Annotated in this window: 17 protein-coding genes; 11 read left to right on the forward strand and 6 right to left on the reverse strand. The window is 65.7% G+C overall.

From position 1 onward, the window contains the following. Positions 1-17: 17 nt before the first annotated feature. The 4 genes from metG to ACWPV3_RS13470 all read right to left on the reverse strand — a co-directional run bounded on the left by metG (position 18) and on the right by ACWPV3_RS13470 (position 4,046). The gene (metG, locus tag ACWPV3_RS13455; RefSeq protein ID WP_453978175.1) at positions 18-1,721 is read right to left on the reverse strand and encodes a methionine--tRNA ligase; all 1,704 of its coding nucleotides are present in this window, start codon (positions 1,719-1,721) and stop codon (positions 18-20) included. A gap of 64 nt (positions 1,722-1,785) precedes the next feature. Beyond that, positions 1,786-2,193, reverse strand: a complete 408-nt coding sequence (locus ACWPV3_RS13460) for a hypothetical protein (RefSeq protein WP_453978176.1) — start codon at positions 2,191-2,193, stop codon at positions 1,786-1,788. Between the two features lie 38 nt (positions 2,194-2,231). After that, positions 2,232-3,584 carry an MATE family efflux transporter gene (locus ACWPV3_RS13465; RefSeq protein WP_453978177.1) on the reverse strand — a complete coding sequence of 451 codons (1,353 nt, stop codon included), beginning with the start codon at positions 3,582-3,584 and terminating at the stop codon, positions 2,232-2,234. 63 nt (positions 3,585-3,647) lie between these two features. Next, complete coding sequence (locus ACWPV3_RS13470; RefSeq protein ID WP_453978178.1) at positions 3,648-4,046, reverse strand: DUF1489 family protein; 399 nt, start codon at positions 4,044-4,046, stop codon at positions 3,648-3,650. 102 nt (positions 4,047-4,148) lie between these two features. Here ACWPV3_RS13470 and ACWPV3_RS13475 point away from each other — a divergent pair, with 102 nt between their 5' ends. Beyond that, positions 4,149-4,439 (forward strand): putative quinol monooxygenase, encoded by a 291-nt coding sequence (locus tag ACWPV3_RS13475; protein ID WP_313454094.1) that lies wholly within the window; start codon positions 4,149-4,151, stop codon positions 4,437-4,439. Here ACWPV3_RS13475 and ACWPV3_RS13480 read toward each other — a convergent pair. Next, a complete protein-coding gene (locus tag ACWPV3_RS13480; RefSeq protein WP_453978179.1) occupies positions 4,436-6,466 on the reverse strand; it encodes an acetyl/propionyl/methylcrotonyl-CoA carboxylase subunit alpha in 2,031 nt (676 codons plus the stop codon). The two genes, ACWPV3_RS13475 and ACWPV3_RS13480, sit on opposite strands and share 4 nt — an antisense overlap. A gap of 87 nt (positions 6,467-6,553) precedes the next feature. On the opposite strand from ACWPV3_RS13480, the gene ACWPV3_RS13485 reads away from it, so the two are divergent. The 5 genes from ACWPV3_RS13485 (at position 6,554) to ACWPV3_RS13505 (ending at position 10,440) form a co-directional block, all read left to right on the forward strand. Continuing rightward, positions 6,554-7,165 (forward strand): TIGR02466 family protein, encoded by a 612-nt coding sequence (locus tag ACWPV3_RS13485; RefSeq protein ID WP_453978180.1) that lies wholly within the window; start codon positions 6,554-6,556, stop codon positions 7,163-7,165. A gap of 103 nt (positions 7,166-7,268) precedes the next feature. Then, the gene (gene ettA, locus ACWPV3_RS13490; RefSeq protein ID WP_453978181.1) at positions 7,269-8,936 is read left to right on the forward strand and encodes an energy-dependent translational throttle protein EttA; all 1,668 of its coding nucleotides are present in this window, start codon (positions 7,269-7,271) and stop codon (positions 8,934-8,936) included. A gap of 24 nt (positions 8,937-8,960) precedes the next feature. After that, a complete protein-coding gene (locus ACWPV3_RS13495) occupies positions 8,961-9,188 on the forward strand; it encodes a DUF433 domain-containing protein (protein ID WP_312733357.1) in 228 nt (75 codons plus the stop codon). Next, entirely contained in the window at positions 9,185-9,517 is a 333-nt protein-coding gene (locus ACWPV3_RS13500; protein WP_453978182.1) for a DUF5615 family PIN-like protein, read from the forward strand. The genes ACWPV3_RS13495 and ACWPV3_RS13500 overlap by 4 nt, the downstream gene beginning before the upstream one ends. Further along, entirely contained in the window at positions 9,514-10,440 is a 927-nt protein-coding gene (locus tag ACWPV3_RS13505; protein WP_453978183.1) for a 2-hydroxyacid dehydrogenase, read from the forward strand. Before ACWPV3_RS13500 ends, ACWPV3_RS13505 begins: the two co-directional genes overlap by 4 nt. Here the strand turns inward: ACWPV3_RS13505 and ACWPV3_RS13510 are convergent, their stop codons facing one another. Next, a complete protein-coding gene (locus ACWPV3_RS13510) occupies positions 10,441-10,839 on the reverse strand; it encodes an EF-hand domain-containing protein (protein ID WP_453978184.1) in 399 nt (132 codons plus the stop codon). A gap of 120 nt (positions 10,840-10,959) precedes the next feature. Between ACWPV3_RS13510 and ACWPV3_RS13515 the strand changes: the two genes are divergently transcribed. The 5 genes from ACWPV3_RS13515 to metH are packed head-to-tail and all read left to right on the forward strand — an operon-like array spanning position 10,960 to position 17,087. Further along, positions 10,960-11,922, forward strand: a complete 963-nt coding sequence (locus ACWPV3_RS13515; RefSeq protein ID WP_453978185.1) for an ArsR/SmtB family transcription factor — start codon at positions 10,960-10,962, stop codon at positions 11,920-11,922. Continuing rightward, positions 11,922-12,875 (forward strand): methylenetetrahydrofolate reductase [NAD(P)H], encoded by a 954-nt coding sequence (metF, locus tag ACWPV3_RS13520; RefSeq protein WP_312733347.1) that lies wholly within the window; start codon positions 11,922-11,924, stop codon positions 12,873-12,875. The genes ACWPV3_RS13515 and metF overlap by 1 nt, the downstream gene beginning before the upstream one ends. Next, positions 12,875-13,963: a homocysteine S-methyltransferase family protein gene (locus tag ACWPV3_RS13525; RefSeq protein WP_453978186.1), complete on the forward strand. Its 1,089-nt coding sequence runs from the start codon at positions 12,875-12,877 to the stop codon at positions 13,961-13,963. Before metF ends, ACWPV3_RS13525 begins: the two co-directional genes overlap by 1 nt. Then, the gene (locus ACWPV3_RS13530) at positions 13,960-14,421 is read left to right on the forward strand and encodes a hypothetical protein (protein ID WP_453978187.1); all 462 of its coding nucleotides are present in this window, start codon (positions 13,960-13,962) and stop codon (positions 14,419-14,421) included. The genes ACWPV3_RS13525 and ACWPV3_RS13530 overlap by 4 nt, the downstream gene beginning before the upstream one ends. Beyond that, the gene (metH, locus tag ACWPV3_RS13535) at positions 14,421-17,087 is read left to right on the forward strand and encodes a methionine synthase (protein WP_453978188.1); all 2,667 of its coding nucleotides are present in this window, start codon (positions 14,421-14,423) and stop codon (positions 17,085-17,087) included. Before ACWPV3_RS13530 ends, metH begins: the two co-directional genes overlap by 1 nt. Positions 17,088-17,094: the final 7 nt, after the last annotated feature.

The raw sequence follows: 17,094 nt of genomic DNA on the forward strand, positions 1-17,094 counted from the left end.
CTGCCCTCGCCGCTCGATCAGGCGTCCGCGCCGCCGAAGCGCTCGGACCATTCCACCACCTGGGCGTCCTCGATCTTGGCGAACAACACCCCTTGCGCCTCCACCCTGCCGCCGACCGGCAGGGCGTTCAGCAGATCGGCGCCGGCGGCGGGCCAGCTCAGATCCGTCACCCCGACCGAGGCCGCGATTTTCGGCGCGGTGAAGGGCAGGATCGGCGCGGCCAGACGGGCGAACAAGGCGACCATGTTCAGGCCGGTGCGCACGCCGACCGCCGCCCGGTCGCGATCGGTCTTCAGCGCCGTCCAGGGCGCGGCCTCCTGCAGATATTCGTTGCCCAGAACCCAGGCGGCGCGCACGGCGGCGGCGGCCTTTCTGAACTCCATCGCCTCGAACTGTTCGGTCGCCTCGGCGACGGCGGCACGAAGGTCGGCCTCCAGCTTGGCTTCCAGCGGACCGGCCTCGCCGCCCTCGGGCACGACGCCGTCGAACTTGGATTCGGCGAACTTGACGATGCGGTTGACGAAATTGCCCAGCACGTCGGCAAGGTCCTTGTTGATCGCGCCCTGGAACTGCTCCCAGGTGAAGGCCGCATCGGAGTGTTCGGGACCGTAGGCCGTCAGATACCAGCGCCAGTAGTCGGCCGGCAGCAGGTCCAGCGCCTGGTCCATGAACACGCCGCGCTTCTGGCTGGTCGAGAACTTGCCGCCGTACCAGTTCAGCCAGTTGAACGCCTTCAGCTGGTCGACCGTCTTCCACGGCTCGCCCGAGCCGATGATCGTGGCCGGGAAGCTGACGGTGTGGAAGGCGACGTTGTCCTTGCCCATGAACTGGACGTAGCGGACATCTTCGGCGCCCTCGTCCAGCCGCCACCAGTCGCGCCAGGTCCGGCCCGTCGCCTCGGCCCACTCCTCCGTCGCGCCGATATATTCGATGGGGGCGTCGAACCAGACATAGAAGACCTTGTCTTCCATGCCGGGGCGGGGGAAGCCGTCCTTGATGACAGGCACGCCCCAGGCCAGATCGCGAGTGATGCCCCGATCGATCAGCCCTTCGTCCAGATGCTTGTTGGCGATGGACTTGGCCAGCGGCTGCCAGCCCGACTTGCCGTCCACCCAAGCGCGGATCTGCGGCTCGATCTTCGTTTGCAGCAGATACAGGTGGCGGGTGTCGCGCACCTCCAGGTTCCGCGATCCCGAGACGGAGGAATAGGGATCGATCAGGTCGGTCGGGTCCAGCAGACGCCCGCAGTTGTCGCACTGATCGCCGCGCGCCTTGTCATAGCCGCAGTGCGGGCAGGTCCCCTCCACATAGCGGTCGGGCAGGAAGCGGGCGTCGTCGATGGAGTAGATCATCCGATCCACCCGCTCCTCGATCAGGCCGTTCTTCTCCAAGGACTCTGCGAAGTGCTGGGTCAGACGGTGGTTCGGCGGATTCGACGACCGGCCGAACCAGTCGTAGCTCAGGCCGAACGCCTGGCCCGCCGCCTTCTGAATTTCGTGCTGCTCGTCGCAATAGGTCCGCACGTCCTGACCGGCGGCGGCGGCGGCCAGCTCGGCCGGCGTGCCGTGTTCGTCGGTGGCGCAGATATAGAGGACCTCATGACCTTGCGCCCGCTTGAACCGCGCCCAGACGTCCGCCGGCAGCATCGACCCCGCCAGATTCCCCAGGTGCTTGATGCCGTTGATGTAGGGCAGCGCCGAGGTGATGAGGATGCGGGCCATGATCGTCCAGTCGTTCGGGGAAGCGCAGGGATATAGAGCGGCCGAACCGCCGCGTCACCTGTGCTCAATCGCCGAATAAAGCGTCCCCCTGACCTGCTGCCTCCTCATCTTGCTCACCTGGCCTCGGCTCGGTGAAGCACGCTGTCAGAAGATCCAGGTCTCCATATCCATCCAAAAAGCTGTAGGCCTCGATCATAAAAACATAGCCAGCATCCACATAGAGAATGAACTCCAGCGGATATGCATTTGGCCCGACTTCACATCGGACCCAACCGCCAAAACCGGTGCCAAATTTGGCTGGTGGCAATGACCTGTCGACAGCGAAGCTGGTGTAGAAGCCGACGCCAGTGAAGTCGCGGTCAGTCACGCTTGCGGTTTCCAGTTGGTCGAGAAGGGCCTGGACGTCATCCTCACCCATCTGTGTCGCCATCAGACGTGCAGCCGCCATTTCGAGCGCTGAGAACTCCGTCATCAGAAAACCTTTAGCTTACCGACCGGCGCGGCGCGGGACTAACTAGCACTCCTAAGCGGCAACCGCCGCGCGATCCTTATGAACCGCCCCGTCAGCAACGCGCCCGAGATGACGCTGGCGACGATGACGGACCAGACCAGGCCGTTGACGCCGATCCGGTGCGCCAGCCACCAGCCCAGCGGGATCATGACCACGCCATAGGAAAAGACGTGCATCAGGGTCGGCCAGACCACGTCACCGGCGGCGCGGTTGGCCTGGGCCGCGACCACCTGCTGGGCGTCGGCGACGAAGAACAGGGTCGCCAGAACCAGAGCCGGGGCGGCGATGGCCAGGATCGCCGGATCGGTGGTGTAGGCGCCGACCACCGGCCGCGCCGCCAGCCACAGTCCGATGGCGATGACGAAGGCCAGGATCGTGACCACGCCGACGCCCAACAGGCCGCTGCGCATTACCCCCGCCTTGTCCCCGGCCCCATAGGCCCGCCCGACCAGAACGGCGGTCGCGGACGACAGACCCATCGGCACCATGAAGACGATGGCGGACACATTGATCACTACGGCCCAACTGGCGGTCTCGGCCGCGCCCAGTTGGCCGGCGAACAGGGTCATGGCGGCGAAGGCGCCGACCTCGACGAAGTTCGACGATCCCGCGCCGATCCCCACCCGAATCTGCTCGACCTCGGTCGAGCGGTCGCGGCGCGGCTTGGCGAACAGGCCCCACTGCCGCGCCTCGGGCAGACGCAGGATGTAGACGGCCAGAAACACCGCCAGGGCCGTGCGCGCGCCGAAGGTCGCCCAGGCCGAGGCCACGGCCCCGTGCACGCCCAGCCCGAACAGGTCGGGCACCAGCAGCAGATTCAGGCCCAGGTTGACCGCATTGGCCACCCACATGGCGACCATGCCCGCCTTGGGCCGATGCAGCCCTTCGAGGAAGAACTGCGCCGCCACCGAAATCAGATAGGCCGGCATCGACAGGGCGAAGACCATCAGCACGGGCGATGCGCCCTCGGCCAATCCGTCCTCCAGCCCCATGTGGACCATGCCGAACGGCCCCAGCAGAAGAAGCGCGATCATGGAGACCACGCCGATCTGCAAGGCATAGACCAGGCCGCGCCGCAGCACGGCCCCGACCTCGTCGTGCCGTCCCTCGCCTCTCAGTCGGGCGGTCATGACCTGAACCCCCATCATCAGACCGACCGCCGTGGTCAGCACCACCGACGACGGCGCCCAGGCCAGGGAGTGGAAGGCCAGTTCGCGGCTGGAATAATGCCCCACCACGATGGCGTCGGTCAGCCCCATGGTCATGATGCCCAATCGCGCCATGACGACCGGCCAGGCCAGGGTCGTCAGTTCACGAAGGGTGGATCGGGTCTGGGGAGTGAAACGGATCATGGGACGGGGCACAGGCCATGGGCGACCGCCGGGGTCAACTCCCAAAAACTTTGTGGGCTCAGCCTACCAGGCGCCAAGTTCGCGCAGCTGCCGCACCAGGGCCTCGGGCGCCTCGCCCGCGTCCAGCGTGTCCAGGTCGGCGGGGGCGTCCTTGCCCTCGAAATAGCGCCAGCCCTGGAAAGGACGGCGCGCCACCGGGGCGGTGCGGATCACGCGCGGCTCCAGAGTGATCTCGCAGCGGCTGGCCTTGCCCTCGCCCAGGGTGGCGATGTCCAGGATCGGCTGGCGGCAGACGATGGTTCCCTTGACCACCCAGTACAGCGATCCGCCGTCCTCGATCTCGGTCGCGCGCTTGGGCGTCATCCGGGTATGGACGATCAGCGGCTTTCCCGATGCGGCGCGGTTTTCCAGCCATTCGACGTCGGACACCCCGACGCAAAGCTTGATCATGTGAAGCGGCATGGCGACCACGTAATGTCCCTTAGGCGGCTTAGCCAGATTCTTAAATCTTCGGACCGTTAGGAACAGCTGTTCGCGCTCCCGTTCCGGCGCCCAAGGATCTGCATGTACGGCTTGATTACGAGATTGACGGCGCATCCCGGTCGTCGCGACGACCTGGCCTTCTGTCTGCTCGATCCCGGCGTGAAACGACCCGGCTGCCACTCCTATGTGGTGGCCCATGACGCCGTCGATCCCGACGCCCTTTGGGTGACGGAGGTCTGGTTCAACAAGGCGACCCACACGGCCTGGTCGGCCCATATCCACGAAACGGCGGAACTGCGACCGGCCCTGGGTCTGATCGCCGTGTTCGGGGAAACGACCTATACCCGCCCCATCGGCGGCGTCGGTCTCTAGGTCGAGGCCTTCACCACCGCCAGGACCGCGCCCTCCACGACCTGGTCGCCGACGGCGGTCGAGAGGCTCTCGACCACGCCGTCGAACGGCGCGGTCAGGGCGTGCTCCATCTTCATGGCCTCCAGCACCACGACCGGCTGGCCCTTGGTCACGACATCCCCGACTTTTGCAGGCGCGGCGACGATCTTGCCCGGCATGGGCGCGCGCAGGCCGCCGTCGGAGGCGGAGCCGCCTGCTCCCCCGGACCGCTGGGCACGACGGTCAAATGCGATGGCGTCGCCGTCATGGAAGAGAACGACCTGATCGCTCGTTACATAGGCTCGCGCACCAGTTGGTCGACCGTCCATGACCAACTCGTTCAGGGCGCTGCTTGAACCCATTTCAGTGTGCAAGACGTGCCGACTGTCGTTCCGGTCAACCAGGTAGCGCTCATCGATGCTGAAAGGAGGAGGAGGTGCCACATTGATTGTGGCGGCAATCGTCTCACCGTTCCTGCGAAGACTAAATTGCGAGCCTGCGGATCTGTTCAGACGGAAGCCGTACAAACCTTCCGAACTAGCATTCCAGGCAGAATACCGTTTCAGCTCGTCATACCAAGCCAAACTATGTTCATGCTCGGCCAGCGACGCGAGCGCTCCAGTATCCAGAAGGTCTTGGTCAGCATTTGCCGTGACTAACGCCCCCTCCTCAGCCGCGATGAACCCCGTGTCCACGTCGCCCTCGACGAAGCGCGGATGGTCCAGGCAGCGGGCCAGGAAGCCGGCGTTGGTGCGGACGGGCCAGACCTCGACCTCGCGGCAGGCGTCAGCCAGGCGCGCCGCCGCCGCCTCTCGCGTGTCGGCGTGGACGATCAGCTTGGCGATCATCGGATCGTAGAACTGGCTGACCTCGCCGCCCTGCTCCACGCCCGTATCCACCCGGATGTCGTCGGGCATGACGAAGTGATCCAGCCGCCCGATCGACGGCAGGAAGCCGTGGGCCGGGTCCTCGGCGTAGAGACGAGCCTCCATGGCCCAGCCGTTCATCGGAATGTCGTCCTGCCTCAGCGGGATCGGTTCGCCCGCCGCGACGCGCAACTGCCATTCGACCAGGTCGACGCCGGTGATGCTCTCCGTCACCGGATGCTCGACCTGCAGCCGCGTGTTCATCTCCATGAACCAGATGCGGTCGGCCTTCAGCCCGTCGGAGGCGTCGGCGATGAACTCGATGGTGCCCGCGCCCTGATAGTTCACGGCCTGTGCGGCGCGAACGGCGGCGGCGGTGACGGCCTGGCGCGTGGCGGCGTCCATGCCGGGCGCGGGCGCCTCCTCGATCACCTTCTGGTGGCGGCGTTGCAGCGAACAGTCGCGTTCATACAGGTGGACGACATTCCCATGGCTGTCGCCGAACACCTGAACCTCGATGTGGCGCGGGCGGGTGATGTAGCTTTCGATCAGGACGCGCGGATCGCCGAAGGACGACTGGCCCTCTCGCTGGGCCGAAGCCAGGCCGTCGGCGAAGTCCTCGGGCCGGTCGACCTTCTTCATCCCCTTGCCGCCGCCGCCGGCGACCGCCTTGATCAGAACCGGAAAGCCGATGCGGTTCGCCTCGGTCGTCAGGGTCTCAAGAGACTGATCCTCGCCCTGATAGCCGGGGGTGACGGGCACGCCCGCCTCGATCATCAGCTTTTTCGCCGCATCCTTCAGCCCCATGGCGCGGATCGAGGATGGCTGCGGGCCGATCCAGACGATGCCCGCCGCGATCACCGCCTCGGCGAAGTCGGCGTTCTCGGACAGGAAGCCGTAACCCGGGTGGATGGCCTCCGCGCCCGTCGCCTTGGCCGCCGCCAGCACCTTTTCCGCGTCCAGATAGGATTCGCGCGCCGGAGCCGGCCCGATCAACACCGCCTCGTCGGCTTCCCGCACATGCAGGGCGTCGGCGTCCGCCTCGGAATAGACGGCGATGGTGCGTAATCCCATCCGCTTGGCGGTGCGGAAGACGCGACAGGCGATTTCGCCGCGGTTGGCGACAAGGACGGACTTGAACATCCCCTATCCTTAGCCGGATCGTGCCGAGCGCGCGAGGGGCCGCGCACAAGCCTTCTCAGGCGACGTTACGCCCTGTAAATCCAGCCCATGTCCCTGCGCCCTCTCTTCGTCACCCAGGTCTATGAAGCCTCCCTCGCCGAGGGTCGCGGCTGGGCCGATTTCAACGCCCAGCTGGTCGATGTCGTCCGCCTTATGGCCGAGGAGGATGAAGCCGGCCGCCGCTGGTGCCGGGCCAACGGCTATCGCGGCTATACGTCCTACGGCTCCCTGAACGACCTGCCGCAGCGGTTCCCGGAGTTCGCGGAGCTGAAGCGTCACTTGGACCGCCATGCCGTCGCCTACGCCCGGGCGCTCAACTTCGACCTGGCCCGCAAGCCGCGCCTGGATAATCTGTGGGTCAATGTCCTGAAGCCCGGCGGCGGCCACAGCGGCCATATCCATCCCCACGCCTTCCTATCGGGCACTGTCTATGTCGCGGTGCCGGATGGCGCTTCCTCGCTGAAGCTGGAGGATCCGCGCCTGCCCTTCATGATGGCTCGCCCCTCAGTCGCCGAGGACGCGCCCGAGACCGAACGGCCCTTCGTCTATCTGCGCCCCCGGGCGGGCACGGTCCTGATGTGGGAAAGCTGGCTGCGGCACGAGGTGCCGACCAACCAGGCCAAGTCCGACCGCATCTCCATCAGCTTCAACTACGCCTGACCCGGCCCCGTCGCGCGGCCGCCTTATTTGCCCTTCGCGCGCCGGGTCGCTACATCGGGCCAACTCCCCAATCAGACGAACCCGAAGGGCGAAACCGCACCTCATGGCGCAGCAATATATTTTCCAGATGCAGGGTCTGACCAAGACCTTCCCCGGCGGCAAGAAGATCTTCGAGAACATCTGGCTCAGCTTCTACAACGACGCCAAGATCGGCGTCGTCGGGGTCAACGGCTCGGGCAAGTCCACCCTGCTGAAGATCATGGCCGGCCTGGACAACGAGTTCTCGGGCGAGGCCCGCGCCGCCGACGGCGTCAAGCGCGGCTATCTGGAGCAGGAGCCCCAGCTCGATCCCGCCCTGAACGTCCGCCAGAACGTCGAGGCCTGGTGCGAAGAGAAGCAGTGGGTCAACCGCTTCAACGAGGTCGCCGCCGAACTGGGCGAAAACTACACCGACGAACTGATGGAGGAGATGACCGCCCTTCAGGAAAAGATCGACGCCGGCGACGTCTGGGACATCGACAGCCGCATCGACCAGGCCATGGGCGCCCTGCGCTGCCCGCCCGACGACTGGGAAGTCACCAACCTGTCCGGTGGTGAAAAGCGCCGCGTGGCCCTGGCCCGCCTGCTGCTGTCCAAGCCCGACATGCTGCTGATGGACGAACCGACCAACCACCTGGACGCCGAATCCGTCGCCTGGCTGCAGCACCATCTGGAGAACTTCCCCGGCTGCGTCATCCTGGTGACCCACGACCGCTACTTCCTGGACCAGGTCACGAAGTGGACGCTGGAGCTGGATCGCGGCAAGGGCCACCCGCACGAGGGCAACTATTCCTCCTGGCTGGAAGCCAAGCAGAAGCGCGTCGTGCAGGAGCAGTCGGAATCCGAAGCCCGCCAGCGCGCCCTCACCCGCGAACTGGAATGGGTCCGTTCGGGCGCCAAGGCCCGTCAGGCCAAGTCCAAGGCTCGTCTGGCGGCCTATGAGAAGATGGTCGCCGAACAGGAGAACTCGGCCAAGGCCCAATCCTTCGCCGTCATCCAGATTCCGCCCGGCCCACGCCTGGGCAATGTGGTGCTGGAGGTCGAGGGCCTGCAGAAGTCCTACGGCGACAAGGTCCTGTTCGATAATCTGACCTTCAAACTGCCGCCCAACGGCATCGTCGGCGTCATCGGCCCCAACGGCGCCGGCAAGTCGACCATGTTCAAGCTGATCACCGGCCAGGAGAAGCCCGACGGCGGCACGATCAAGGTCGGCGAAACGGTCAAGCTGGCCTATGTCGATCAGTCGCGCGACGACCTGAAGCCGGAAGAAACCATCTGGCAGGCCATCAGCGGCGGCACCGACGTGATGATGGTCGGCAAGCGCGAGATCAACACACGCGCCTATGTCGGATCGTTCAACTTCAAGGGCGGCGACCAGCAGAAGAAGGTCGGCCAGCTGTCGGGCGGTGAGCGCAACCGCGTCCACCTGGCCAAGACCCTGGCGTCCGGGGGCAACCTGATCCTGCTCGACGAACCGACCAACGACCTGGACATCGAAACCCTGCAGAACCTCGAAGAGGCGCTGGAAGAGTTCGCGGGCTGCGCCGTGGTCATCTCCCACGACCGCTGGTTCCTGGACCGTCTGGCCACCCACATCCTCGCCTTCGAAGGCGACGGCCATGTGGAATGGTTCGAGGGCAATTTCGAAGCCTACGAACAGGACAAGATGCGTCGCCTGGGCGCCGACAGCATCATCCCCAAACGCGTCCAGCACCAGAAGTTCGGTCGCTGATCAAACCATGATAGGATGCGGGACATGAGCGATCTTCTGTCCCGCATCACCATCGACGCGAACCAGTGCGGGGGCCGCCCCTGCATTCGCGGCATGCGCGTCCGGGTTCAGGACGTGCTGGACATGCTCGCGGGCGGGGCCAGTCACGAAGACATCCTGACCGACTTTCCCTATCTCGAGCCGGACGACATCCGCGCCAGCCTGGCCTATGCGGCCGCATCGATTGGCGACACGGCCGTCATCGCCGCATGAAGTTCGTCGTCGACGCCCAGTTGCCGCCATCGCTCGCCGACTGGCTGAAGACGCAAGGGTTCGACGCAGACCATGTCTCCACCCTGCTCGCGCTAGACGCGTCCGACGACGACATCTGGCGTCTGGCCAGGACGGAGCGCCGCATCATCGTCACCAAGGACCGGGATTTCGCCCTGTGGGCTTCGGACCGGCGCGATGGCCCCCAGGTCGTCTGGCTTCGCATCGGCAATGCGACGACCCATTCGCTGTTGACCTGGCTGACGCCTAAGTGGCCCCTGATTCAGGATCGCCTGAACGAGAGCATTCATCTGATCGAGGTGCGCGCATGACCCAACGCCCCGCCGTTCTCATCATGCAGCGGCATCTGGCGCCGCTCTCCGGCTTTCTGGAGAGCGCATATGACGTCTATCGCTTCTGGGAGGGGCCGCCGGTCGAGGCCGCCCACGACATCCGGGCTCTGGTCGTCGCCGGGGAATATCCGCTCGACAAGGCCCTCATCGAGCGTCTGCCGAACCTCGGCCTGATCGCCTGTTTCACCGCCGGCTACGACGGTATCGACATCGATTGGTGTCGGACGCGCGGCCTGCCCGTAAGCCACGCGCCCGGCGTGAACCACGAGGATGTCGCCGACCACGCCCTGGGCCTGATCCTGGCCGCCCGCCGTCAGATCGTTTCCGGCGACCGTCAGGTCCGCAACGGCGAATGGAAGGTCGAAACCCGCACCATCACCCCCTCTTTGGCAGGGCAGAAACTGGGGATCGTCGGCCTGGGCCATATCGGCCGCGCAGTGGCCCAACGGGCCGGCGTGTTCCGGATGGAGGTATCCTGGTGGGGGCCGCGTCCGCATGAGGCCGATTGGCCCCGCGCCGACAGTCTTCTGGCCCTGGCCCAGGCCAGCGACATACTGGTGGTCGCCTGCAAGGCCGACGAGACCAATCGGGGCCTGATCTCGCGCGAAATCCTCCGGGCCCTGGGACCGGACGGTCTCCTGGTCAATGTCTCGCGCGGGCAGGTCGTGGACGAGGACGCCCTTATCGAGGCGCTGAAGACCGGCGCCCTGGGCCAGGCGGCGCTGGACGTCTTCCAGGACGAACCGACCGATCCGGCGCGCTGGGCGGACGTTCCCAATATCGTCCTGACGCCCCACACCGCCGGCGCGACCACCGCCGGGGTGCAGGGCATGCTGGTCCTGCTGATCGAAAACCTGCAGGCCCATTTCGCGGGCCAGGCGCTGAAGACGCCCGTGGCCTGATCAGTTCGGGCGCTGAGGCCGTTCGTCAGCGGTCACGACGCCGTCGCCGTTCTTGTCCAACGTCTTGAACAGGGCCTGTACGCCCGCGTTCATCTCGTCGCGCGTGACGCGGCCGTCGCCGTTCGCGTCAAAGCGCGTCAGCATCCGCCCGCCCCGTGCATTGGCCAGTTCGGCCGCGTCGATCACGCCGTCATGATTGGCGTCCAGACGGTCGAACAGCCGTCCGGTCCGCGCCTGCATCTCGGCCAGGGTCTCGCGCTCGGGCGGACGCATCATACCCATGCGCGGCCCCGCCTGATCGCCGGACATCTGCGGCATGGGCGGTTCGGGAAAATCGCTTTGCGCCAGGGCGGGGCCTGCAGCGGCCACGACCAGCGCCGTGATCAAAAGAAGACGCATTAGATTTCTCCAAAGGGTGACGTCTTCATCAAACGCGCGCACGAAGTTTTCCCGTCGCCGGATTTCCAGGGCCGCGTTTTTTCCTTGCTTAATCATATAAGGATATCTTTATATGACCTCATGAGCCTGTCCGCCGATCAGACCGTCGAAGCCCTGCGCGCCGCAGGCGAACCGACCCGTCTCCGTATTCTTTCGTTGCTGGGCGGCGAGGAACTGTCGGTCATGGAGTTGTCGCGCATCCTGGACCAGAGCCAGCCGCGCGTGTCGCGCCATCTGAAGCTGATGACGGACGCGGGGTTGATCGAACGTTTCCCCGATGGGGCGCGGGTCTATTATCGTCTGTCGCACGACGCCCAGGCGCGTCGGCTGATCGACACCGTGCTGGACATCCTGGCCGACGACGCGGGCGAGGCCGACCATCGCCGCCTGGACGACGTACGCAAGGAGCGCGAGGCCGCCGCCGCCGACTATTTCGAACAGGTCGCGCCCCAGTGGGACCGGCTGCGCTCCCTCTATGTCAGCGAAAGCGCCGTCGAGGCGGCGCTGGAGCGGGCGGTCGGCCCCGGCCCGTTCGAACGGGTCGTGGACCTGGGCACCGGCTCGGGCCGGATGCTGACCCTGTTCGGCAAGAAGGCGAAAATGTCGGTCGGGCTGGATCTCAGCCAGAACATGCTGAACATCGCCCGCACCAATGTCTCGCGCGCCGGACTCGACAAGGTCGAACTGCGCCACGGCGACATCTTCTCGACCCGCCTGCCCGCCGCCAGCGCCGATCTGGTGATCGTGCACCAGGTTCTGCACTACCTCGCCGATCCCGCCGCCGCCGTGTCCGAGGCCGCGCGCCTGGTCAGTGCGGGCGGCCGTCTGGTCATCGTCGATTTCGCCCCCCACGATTTCGAACACATGCGCGAGGCCCATCAGCATCGCCGCCTGGGCTTCGCCGACGCCGAGATTCGCGACTGGCTGATCAGCGCGGGCCTGACCCCTTCGGCGCCCATCGCCCTGCCCCCCGACAACGAGGGCCTGACCGTGACCATCTGGACGGCCGAGCGCCGCGCCCAATCCGACCGAAAGACCGCCTGATGGCCGCCCCCGCCCTGAATCTGGCCGAAGCCCGCGCCCTTCTGCTTTCGCCGCTGGGGCCCGTCGCGCGCGCCGGCTCGAACCACAACGCCGTCAACGTCTCCTTCGAATTCTTCCCACCCAAGTCGGACGAAGCCGAGGCCAATCTGTGGAAGGCGATCCGTCGGCTGGAGCCGCTGAACCCCGCCTTCGTCTCCGTCACCTATGGCGCCGGCGGCTCCACCCGCGAACGCACCCACCGCACGGTCCAGCGCATCATCAGCGAGACGACCCTGCGCCCCGCCGCCCACCTGACCTGCGTCGAGGCCAGCCGCGACGAGGTGGATGAGGTGATCGAGGGCTACAAGGCCATCGGCGTCGATCACATCGTGGCCCTGCGCGGCGACCCGCCGGGTTCGGCCGGCATCGGCGGCGCCTATCAGCCCCGCGCCGACGGCTACGCCAACGCCACCGAACTGACCGCCGCCATCGGTCGTGTCGGCGGCTTCGACGTCACGGTCGGCGCCTATCCCGAACGCCATCCCGAAAGCCCCTCCATCGACCACGACATCGAGGTGCTGAAAGCCAAGGTCGATGCCGGCGCCACGCGCGCCGTGACCCAGTTCTTCTTCGATATCGAGGCCTTCCTGCGTTTCCGCGACCGAGTGCGCGCGGCGGGCGTGACCATCCCCCTGATTCCCGGCGTCATGCCCGTGTCGAACTTCGCGGGGCTGAAGCGGATGACGGCGGCGTGCGGCGCGGCCCTGCCCGACTGGCTGGCGGCCCATTTCGACGGCCTGGACGACGACCCCGAGACCCGCAAGTTGCTGGCCGCCTCCATCGCCGCAGAGACCTGCGCGCGTCTTCAGGAAGAGGGTTTCTCGGATTTCCACTTCTACACGCTGAACCGGGCCGAACTGGTTTACGCCATCTGTCGTGTGCTGGGCGTGCGCGAACACAAGGCCGTCGCCTGATGCCCCTTTCCCGTGCCGAACGCATCGCCGCCCTGCATCAGGCGGCCAAGGAGCGCATTCTTGTCCTGGACGGCAGCTGGGGCGTCATGATCCAGCGACGCGGTCTGACCGAGGCCGATTTCCGCGCCGACCGCTTCGTCGCCGCCAACGGCTATGACGAAAAGCACCAGATGAAGGGGAACAACGACATCCTCTGCATCACCCGGCCCGACATCATTTCCGACCTGCACGACCAATATTACGCAGCGGGCGCCGACATATCCGAGACCAACACCTTCTCAGGCACCACCATCGCCCAGGAAGACTACGCCCTGGACGCCCAGGCCGTGTGGGACATCAATCTGGAAGGCGCCAGACTGGCCCGCGCCGTCGCCGACCGCTGGACGGAAAAGGAGCCGTCGAAGCCCCGCTTCGCCGCCGGCTCCATCGGCCCCTTGAACAAGATGCTGTCCATGTCGTCCGACGTGAACGACCCGGGCGCCCGCAGCGTGACCTTCGATCAGGTCTATGAGGCCTATCGCCATCAGGTGAAGGCGCTGAACGAAGGCGGCGTCGATCTGTATCTGATCGAGACCATCACCGACACGCTGAACTGCAAGGCCTGCATCAAGGCGATCAAGGACCTGGAGGACGAGGGGCTGGAGCCGCTGCCCATCTGGATTTCGGGCACCATCACCGACCGTTCGGGCCGCACCCTGTCGGGCCAGACGGCAGAGGGTTTCTGGAACAGCGTGCGCCACGCCAAACCCTTCGCCGTCGGCTTCAACTGCGCCCTGGGCGCCGACCTGATGCGGCCCTTCATCGCCGAACTCAGCCGCGTCGCCGACACCCTGGTCGCCGCCTATCCCAACGCCGGCCTGCCCAACGCCATGGGCCAGTATGACGAGGAGCCGCACGAGACCGCCCACTTCATCGAGGAATGGGCTGCGTCCGGCCTGGTCAACATCGTCGGCGGCTGCTGCGGCACGACGCCGGATCACATCCGTCACGTCGCCGAAGAAGTCGCGCCGCTGAAGCCCCGCGCGATCCCGGAACGGCCGGTGGCCTTGCGGCTATCTGGGTTGGAACCGTTCGAGCTGGTGGCGTGAGCAGAACCGCCGAGATCGAAGCATTCCGGCGCTTGCGCGGCGAACTGGCGAGTTTTGCCGCCGCCGAGCCCGCCTGCGAGATCGACCATGATTCCGCGAAGGCCGTCCTTCTGCGAATGGGAGATGGTGACGACATGTCCCTACTCGACGCGAGCATCGGCAGCTTCGAACTGCACATAAGCAGCGGCCAGGGGCTGAATTATGAGCTGCTTCGAAGTGAACGCGATGTGGAAAAAGTTCTCGCTCTTTGCGATGCCGTTGTGGCGGGGCGAGGCGTCTCTCTCAGTGGGCCGAACGGGTATCCGGCTCGTTCTTGGATTTTCCTCGACAGTCGGGGATTCAAGGAAGCGGTGACGACAACAGCTGTGTCTATCCGCTCCTGCCGACGCGCCCGGTCAATCAAGAAGAGCCTATGGCAGCGCAAGAGGCTGCCCATCCTGAAAGCCGAGTTCGTTTGATGCGTCCTGTCTTCATCAACGTCGGCGAACGCACGAACGTCACCGGCTCCGCCAAATTCCGCAAGCTGGTGGTCGAGGGCGACTATTCGGCGGCGCTGGACGTGGCTCGCCAGCAGGTCGAGGCCGGCGCCCAAATCATCGACATCAACATGGACGAAGGCCTGCTGGACGGCGTCGTCGCCATGCGGACCTTCCTGAACCTGATCGCGGCGGAACCCGACATCGCCCGCGTCCCGATCATGATCGACTCATCCAAATGGGAGGTGATCGAGGCGGGGCTGAAGTGCGTCCAGGGCAAGCCGATCGTGAACTCGATCAGCATGAAGGCGGGCGAGGCGGAGTTCCGCGAACACGCCGTCAAATGCCTGCGTTACGGCGCCGCCGTCGTGGTCATGGCCTTCGACGAAATGGGTCAGGCCGACACCGCCGCGCGCAAGATCGAAATCTGCACCCGCGCCTACGACATCCTGGTCAACGAGGTGGGCTTCCCGCCCGAGGACATCATCTTCGACCCCAATATCTTCGCCGTGGCGACGGGGATCGAGGAGCACGACAACTACGCCGTCGACTTCATCGAGGCGACGCGGGAGATCAAACGCACCCTGCCCTACGCCCGCGTCTCGGGCGGTGTGTCAAATGTGTCGTTCAGCTTCCGCGGTAATGAGCCGGTGCGCCGGGCGATCCACAGCGTCTTCCTGTACCACGCCATCAACGCGGGCATGGACATGGGCATCGTCAACGCCGGCGACCTGCCCGTCTATGACGACATCGACCCCGAACTACGCGAGGCGGTCGAGGATGTGATCCTGAACCGGCCGCAGCGGACCAATGTCTCGAACACCGAGCGACTGGTGGACATCGCGCCCCGCTACAAGGGCGAGAAGGGCGCGGCCAAGGTCGTGGACCTGAAATGGCGCGACGCCCCGGTCGGCAAGCGGATCGAACACGCCTTGGTCAACGGCATCACGGAGTTCATCGAGGCCGACACCGAAGAGGCGCGCCTGGCGTCAGAGCGCCCGCTGCATGTCATCGAAGGCCCGCTGATGGACGGGATGAACGTGGTCGGCGACCTGTTCGGCTCGGGCAAGATGTTCCTGCCGCAGGTGGTCAAATCCGCCCGCGTGATGAAACAGGCCGTCGCCTGGCTAGAACCCTTCATGGAGGCCGAAAAGGCCGGCAAGCCGCGCGAGCAGGCGGGTCGAATCCTGATGGCCACCGTCAAGGGCGACGTCCACGACATCGGCAAGAACATCGTCGGCGTCGTGCTGCAATGTAACAACTACGAGGTCATCGACCTAGGCGTGATGGTCCCAGCCGACCGCATTCTCGACGCCGCCGTCGAGCACAAGGTGGATATCATCGGCCTGTCCGGCCTGATTACCCCGTCGCTGGATGAAATGGTCTTCGTGGCCTCAGAGATGGAGCGGCGCGGCTTCGACATCCCCCTGCTGATCGGCGGCGCCACGACCAGCCGCACCCACACGGCGGTCAAGATCGAGCCGGCCTATCGCCGGGGCTCGACCACCTATGTCGTCGACGCCAGCCGCGCCGTCGGCGTGGTCTCGGGTCTGCTGTCGCCGTCCGAAAAGGCACGAAACGAAGCCGCCACCCGCGACGAATACATCCGCATCCGCGTACAGTATGCGCGTGGCCAGGAGGTCAAGGCTCGCGCCACCCTGGACCAGGCGCGTGACAACCGCTTCCGCCCCGATCCCGACCAACCCATGCCGGGCAAGCCCTCCTTCATCGGGGTGAAGGCGTTCGACGCCTGGGATTTGCAGGACCTGGCCGACCACATCGACTGGACCCCCTTCTTCGCCAGCTGGGAGCTGATTGGCCGCTATCCGCTGATCCTGGAGGACGAAATCGTAGGCGAGGCCGCCCGCGACCTGTTCAAGGACGCCCAGACCATGCTGAAACGCATCGTTGAGGAGAAGTGGTTCACGGCGAAAGGCGTAGTCGGCTTCTGGCCCGCCCGCGCCGTCGGCGACGACATCGCGGTCTTTTCGGACGAAGCCCGTTCCGAGGAAATCGCCCGTTTCCACACCCTGCGCCAACAGATCAAGAAGTCGAACGGCAAGCCGAACCTGGCCCTGTCCGACTTCATCGCCGAAGAGGGCGACGACTACATCGGCGCCTTCGCCGTCACGGCAGGCCATGGCGAACTGGAGATCGCCAAACGGTTCAAGGATGCAGGCGACGACTACTCATCCATCATGGCAACGGCCCTGGCGGACCGCCTGGCCGAAGCCTTCGCCGAACGCCTGCACAAGGAAGTCCGCACTCAGTTGTGGGGCTACAAGCCAGATGAAGCCAGCAGCGTCGATGACCTGATCGCCGAACAGTATCAGGGCATCCGCCCCGCCCCCGGCTATCCGGCCCAGCCCGACCACACGGAAAAGGCCACCCTGTTCCGCCTGTTGAACGCGGGCGAAAACGCCGGCATGGCCTTGACCGAAAGCTTCGCCATGACGCCCCCGGCCTCGGTCTCGGGCCTCTATTTCGGCCATCCGGGCAGCCACTATTTCGGCGTCGGCAAGATCGACCGCGATCAGGTCGAGGACTATGCGGTCCGCAAGGGGATGACGATCGAAACGGTCGAACGCTGGCTGGCGCCCATCCTCAACTACGACCCCTACGCCCAGAAACGCGAAACGGCGGCCTGACCGAGGC

The organism is Brevundimonas sp. Marseille-Q4549, assembly GCF_976940555.1.

Excerpts from the sequence above, each read along its gene's own strand:
- metG (WP_453978175.1), bottom strand. The coding sequence starts at position 1,721 with ATGGCCCGCATCCTCATCACCTCGGCGCTGCCCTACATCAACGGCATC.
- ACWPV3_RS13460 (WP_453978176.1), bottom strand. The coding sequence starts at position 2,193 with ATGACGGAGTTCTCAGCGCTCGAAATGGCGGCTGCACGTCTGATGGCG.
- ACWPV3_RS13465 (WP_453978177.1), bottom strand. The coding sequence starts at position 3,584 with ATGATCCGTTTCACTCCCCAGACCCGATCCACCCTTCGTGAACTGACG.
- ACWPV3_RS13470 (WP_453978178.1), bottom strand. The coding sequence starts at position 4,046 with ATGCCGCTTCACATGATCAAGCTTTGCGTCGGGGTGTCCGACGTCGAA.
- ACWPV3_RS13475 (WP_313454094.1), top strand. The coding sequence starts at position 4,149 with ATGTACGGCTTGATTACGAGATTGACGGCGCATCCCGGTCGTCGCGAC.
- ACWPV3_RS13480 (WP_453978179.1), bottom strand. The coding sequence starts at position 6,466 with ATGTTCAAGTCCGTCCTTGTCGCCAACCGCGGCGAAATCGCCTGTCGC.
- ACWPV3_RS13485 (WP_453978180.1), top strand. The coding sequence starts at position 6,554 with ATGTCCCTGCGCCCTCTCTTCGTCACCCAGGTCTATGAAGCCTCCCTC.
- ettA (WP_453978181.1), top strand. The coding sequence starts at position 7,269 with ATGGCGCAGCAATATATTTTCCAGATGCAGGGTCTGACCAAGACCTTC.
- ACWPV3_RS13495 (WP_312733357.1), top strand. The coding sequence starts at position 8,961 with ATGAGCGATCTTCTGTCCCGCATCACCATCGACGCGAACCAGTGCGGG.
- ACWPV3_RS13500 (WP_453978182.1), top strand. The coding sequence starts at position 9,185 with ATGAAGTTCGTCGTCGACGCCCAGTTGCCGCCATCGCTCGCCGACTGG.
- ACWPV3_RS13505 (WP_453978183.1), top strand. The coding sequence starts at position 9,514 with ATGACCCAACGCCCCGCCGTTCTCATCATGCAGCGGCATCTGGCGCCG.
- ACWPV3_RS13510 (WP_453978184.1), bottom strand. The coding sequence starts at position 10,839 with ATGCGTCTTCTTTTGATCACGGCGCTGGTCGTGGCCGCTGCAGGCCCC.
- ACWPV3_RS13515 (WP_453978185.1), top strand. The coding sequence starts at position 10,960 with ATGAGCCTGTCCGCCGATCAGACCGTCGAAGCCCTGCGCGCCGCAGGC.
- metF (WP_312733347.1), top strand. The coding sequence starts at position 11,922 with ATGGCCGCCCCCGCCCTGAATCTGGCCGAAGCCCGCGCCCTTCTGCTT.
- ACWPV3_RS13525 (WP_453978186.1), top strand. The coding sequence starts at position 12,875 with ATGCCCCTTTCCCGTGCCGAACGCATCGCCGCCCTGCATCAGGCGGCC.
- metH (WP_453978188.1), top strand. The coding sequence starts at position 14,421 with ATGCGTCCTGTCTTCATCAACGTCGGCGAACGCACGAACGTCACCGGC.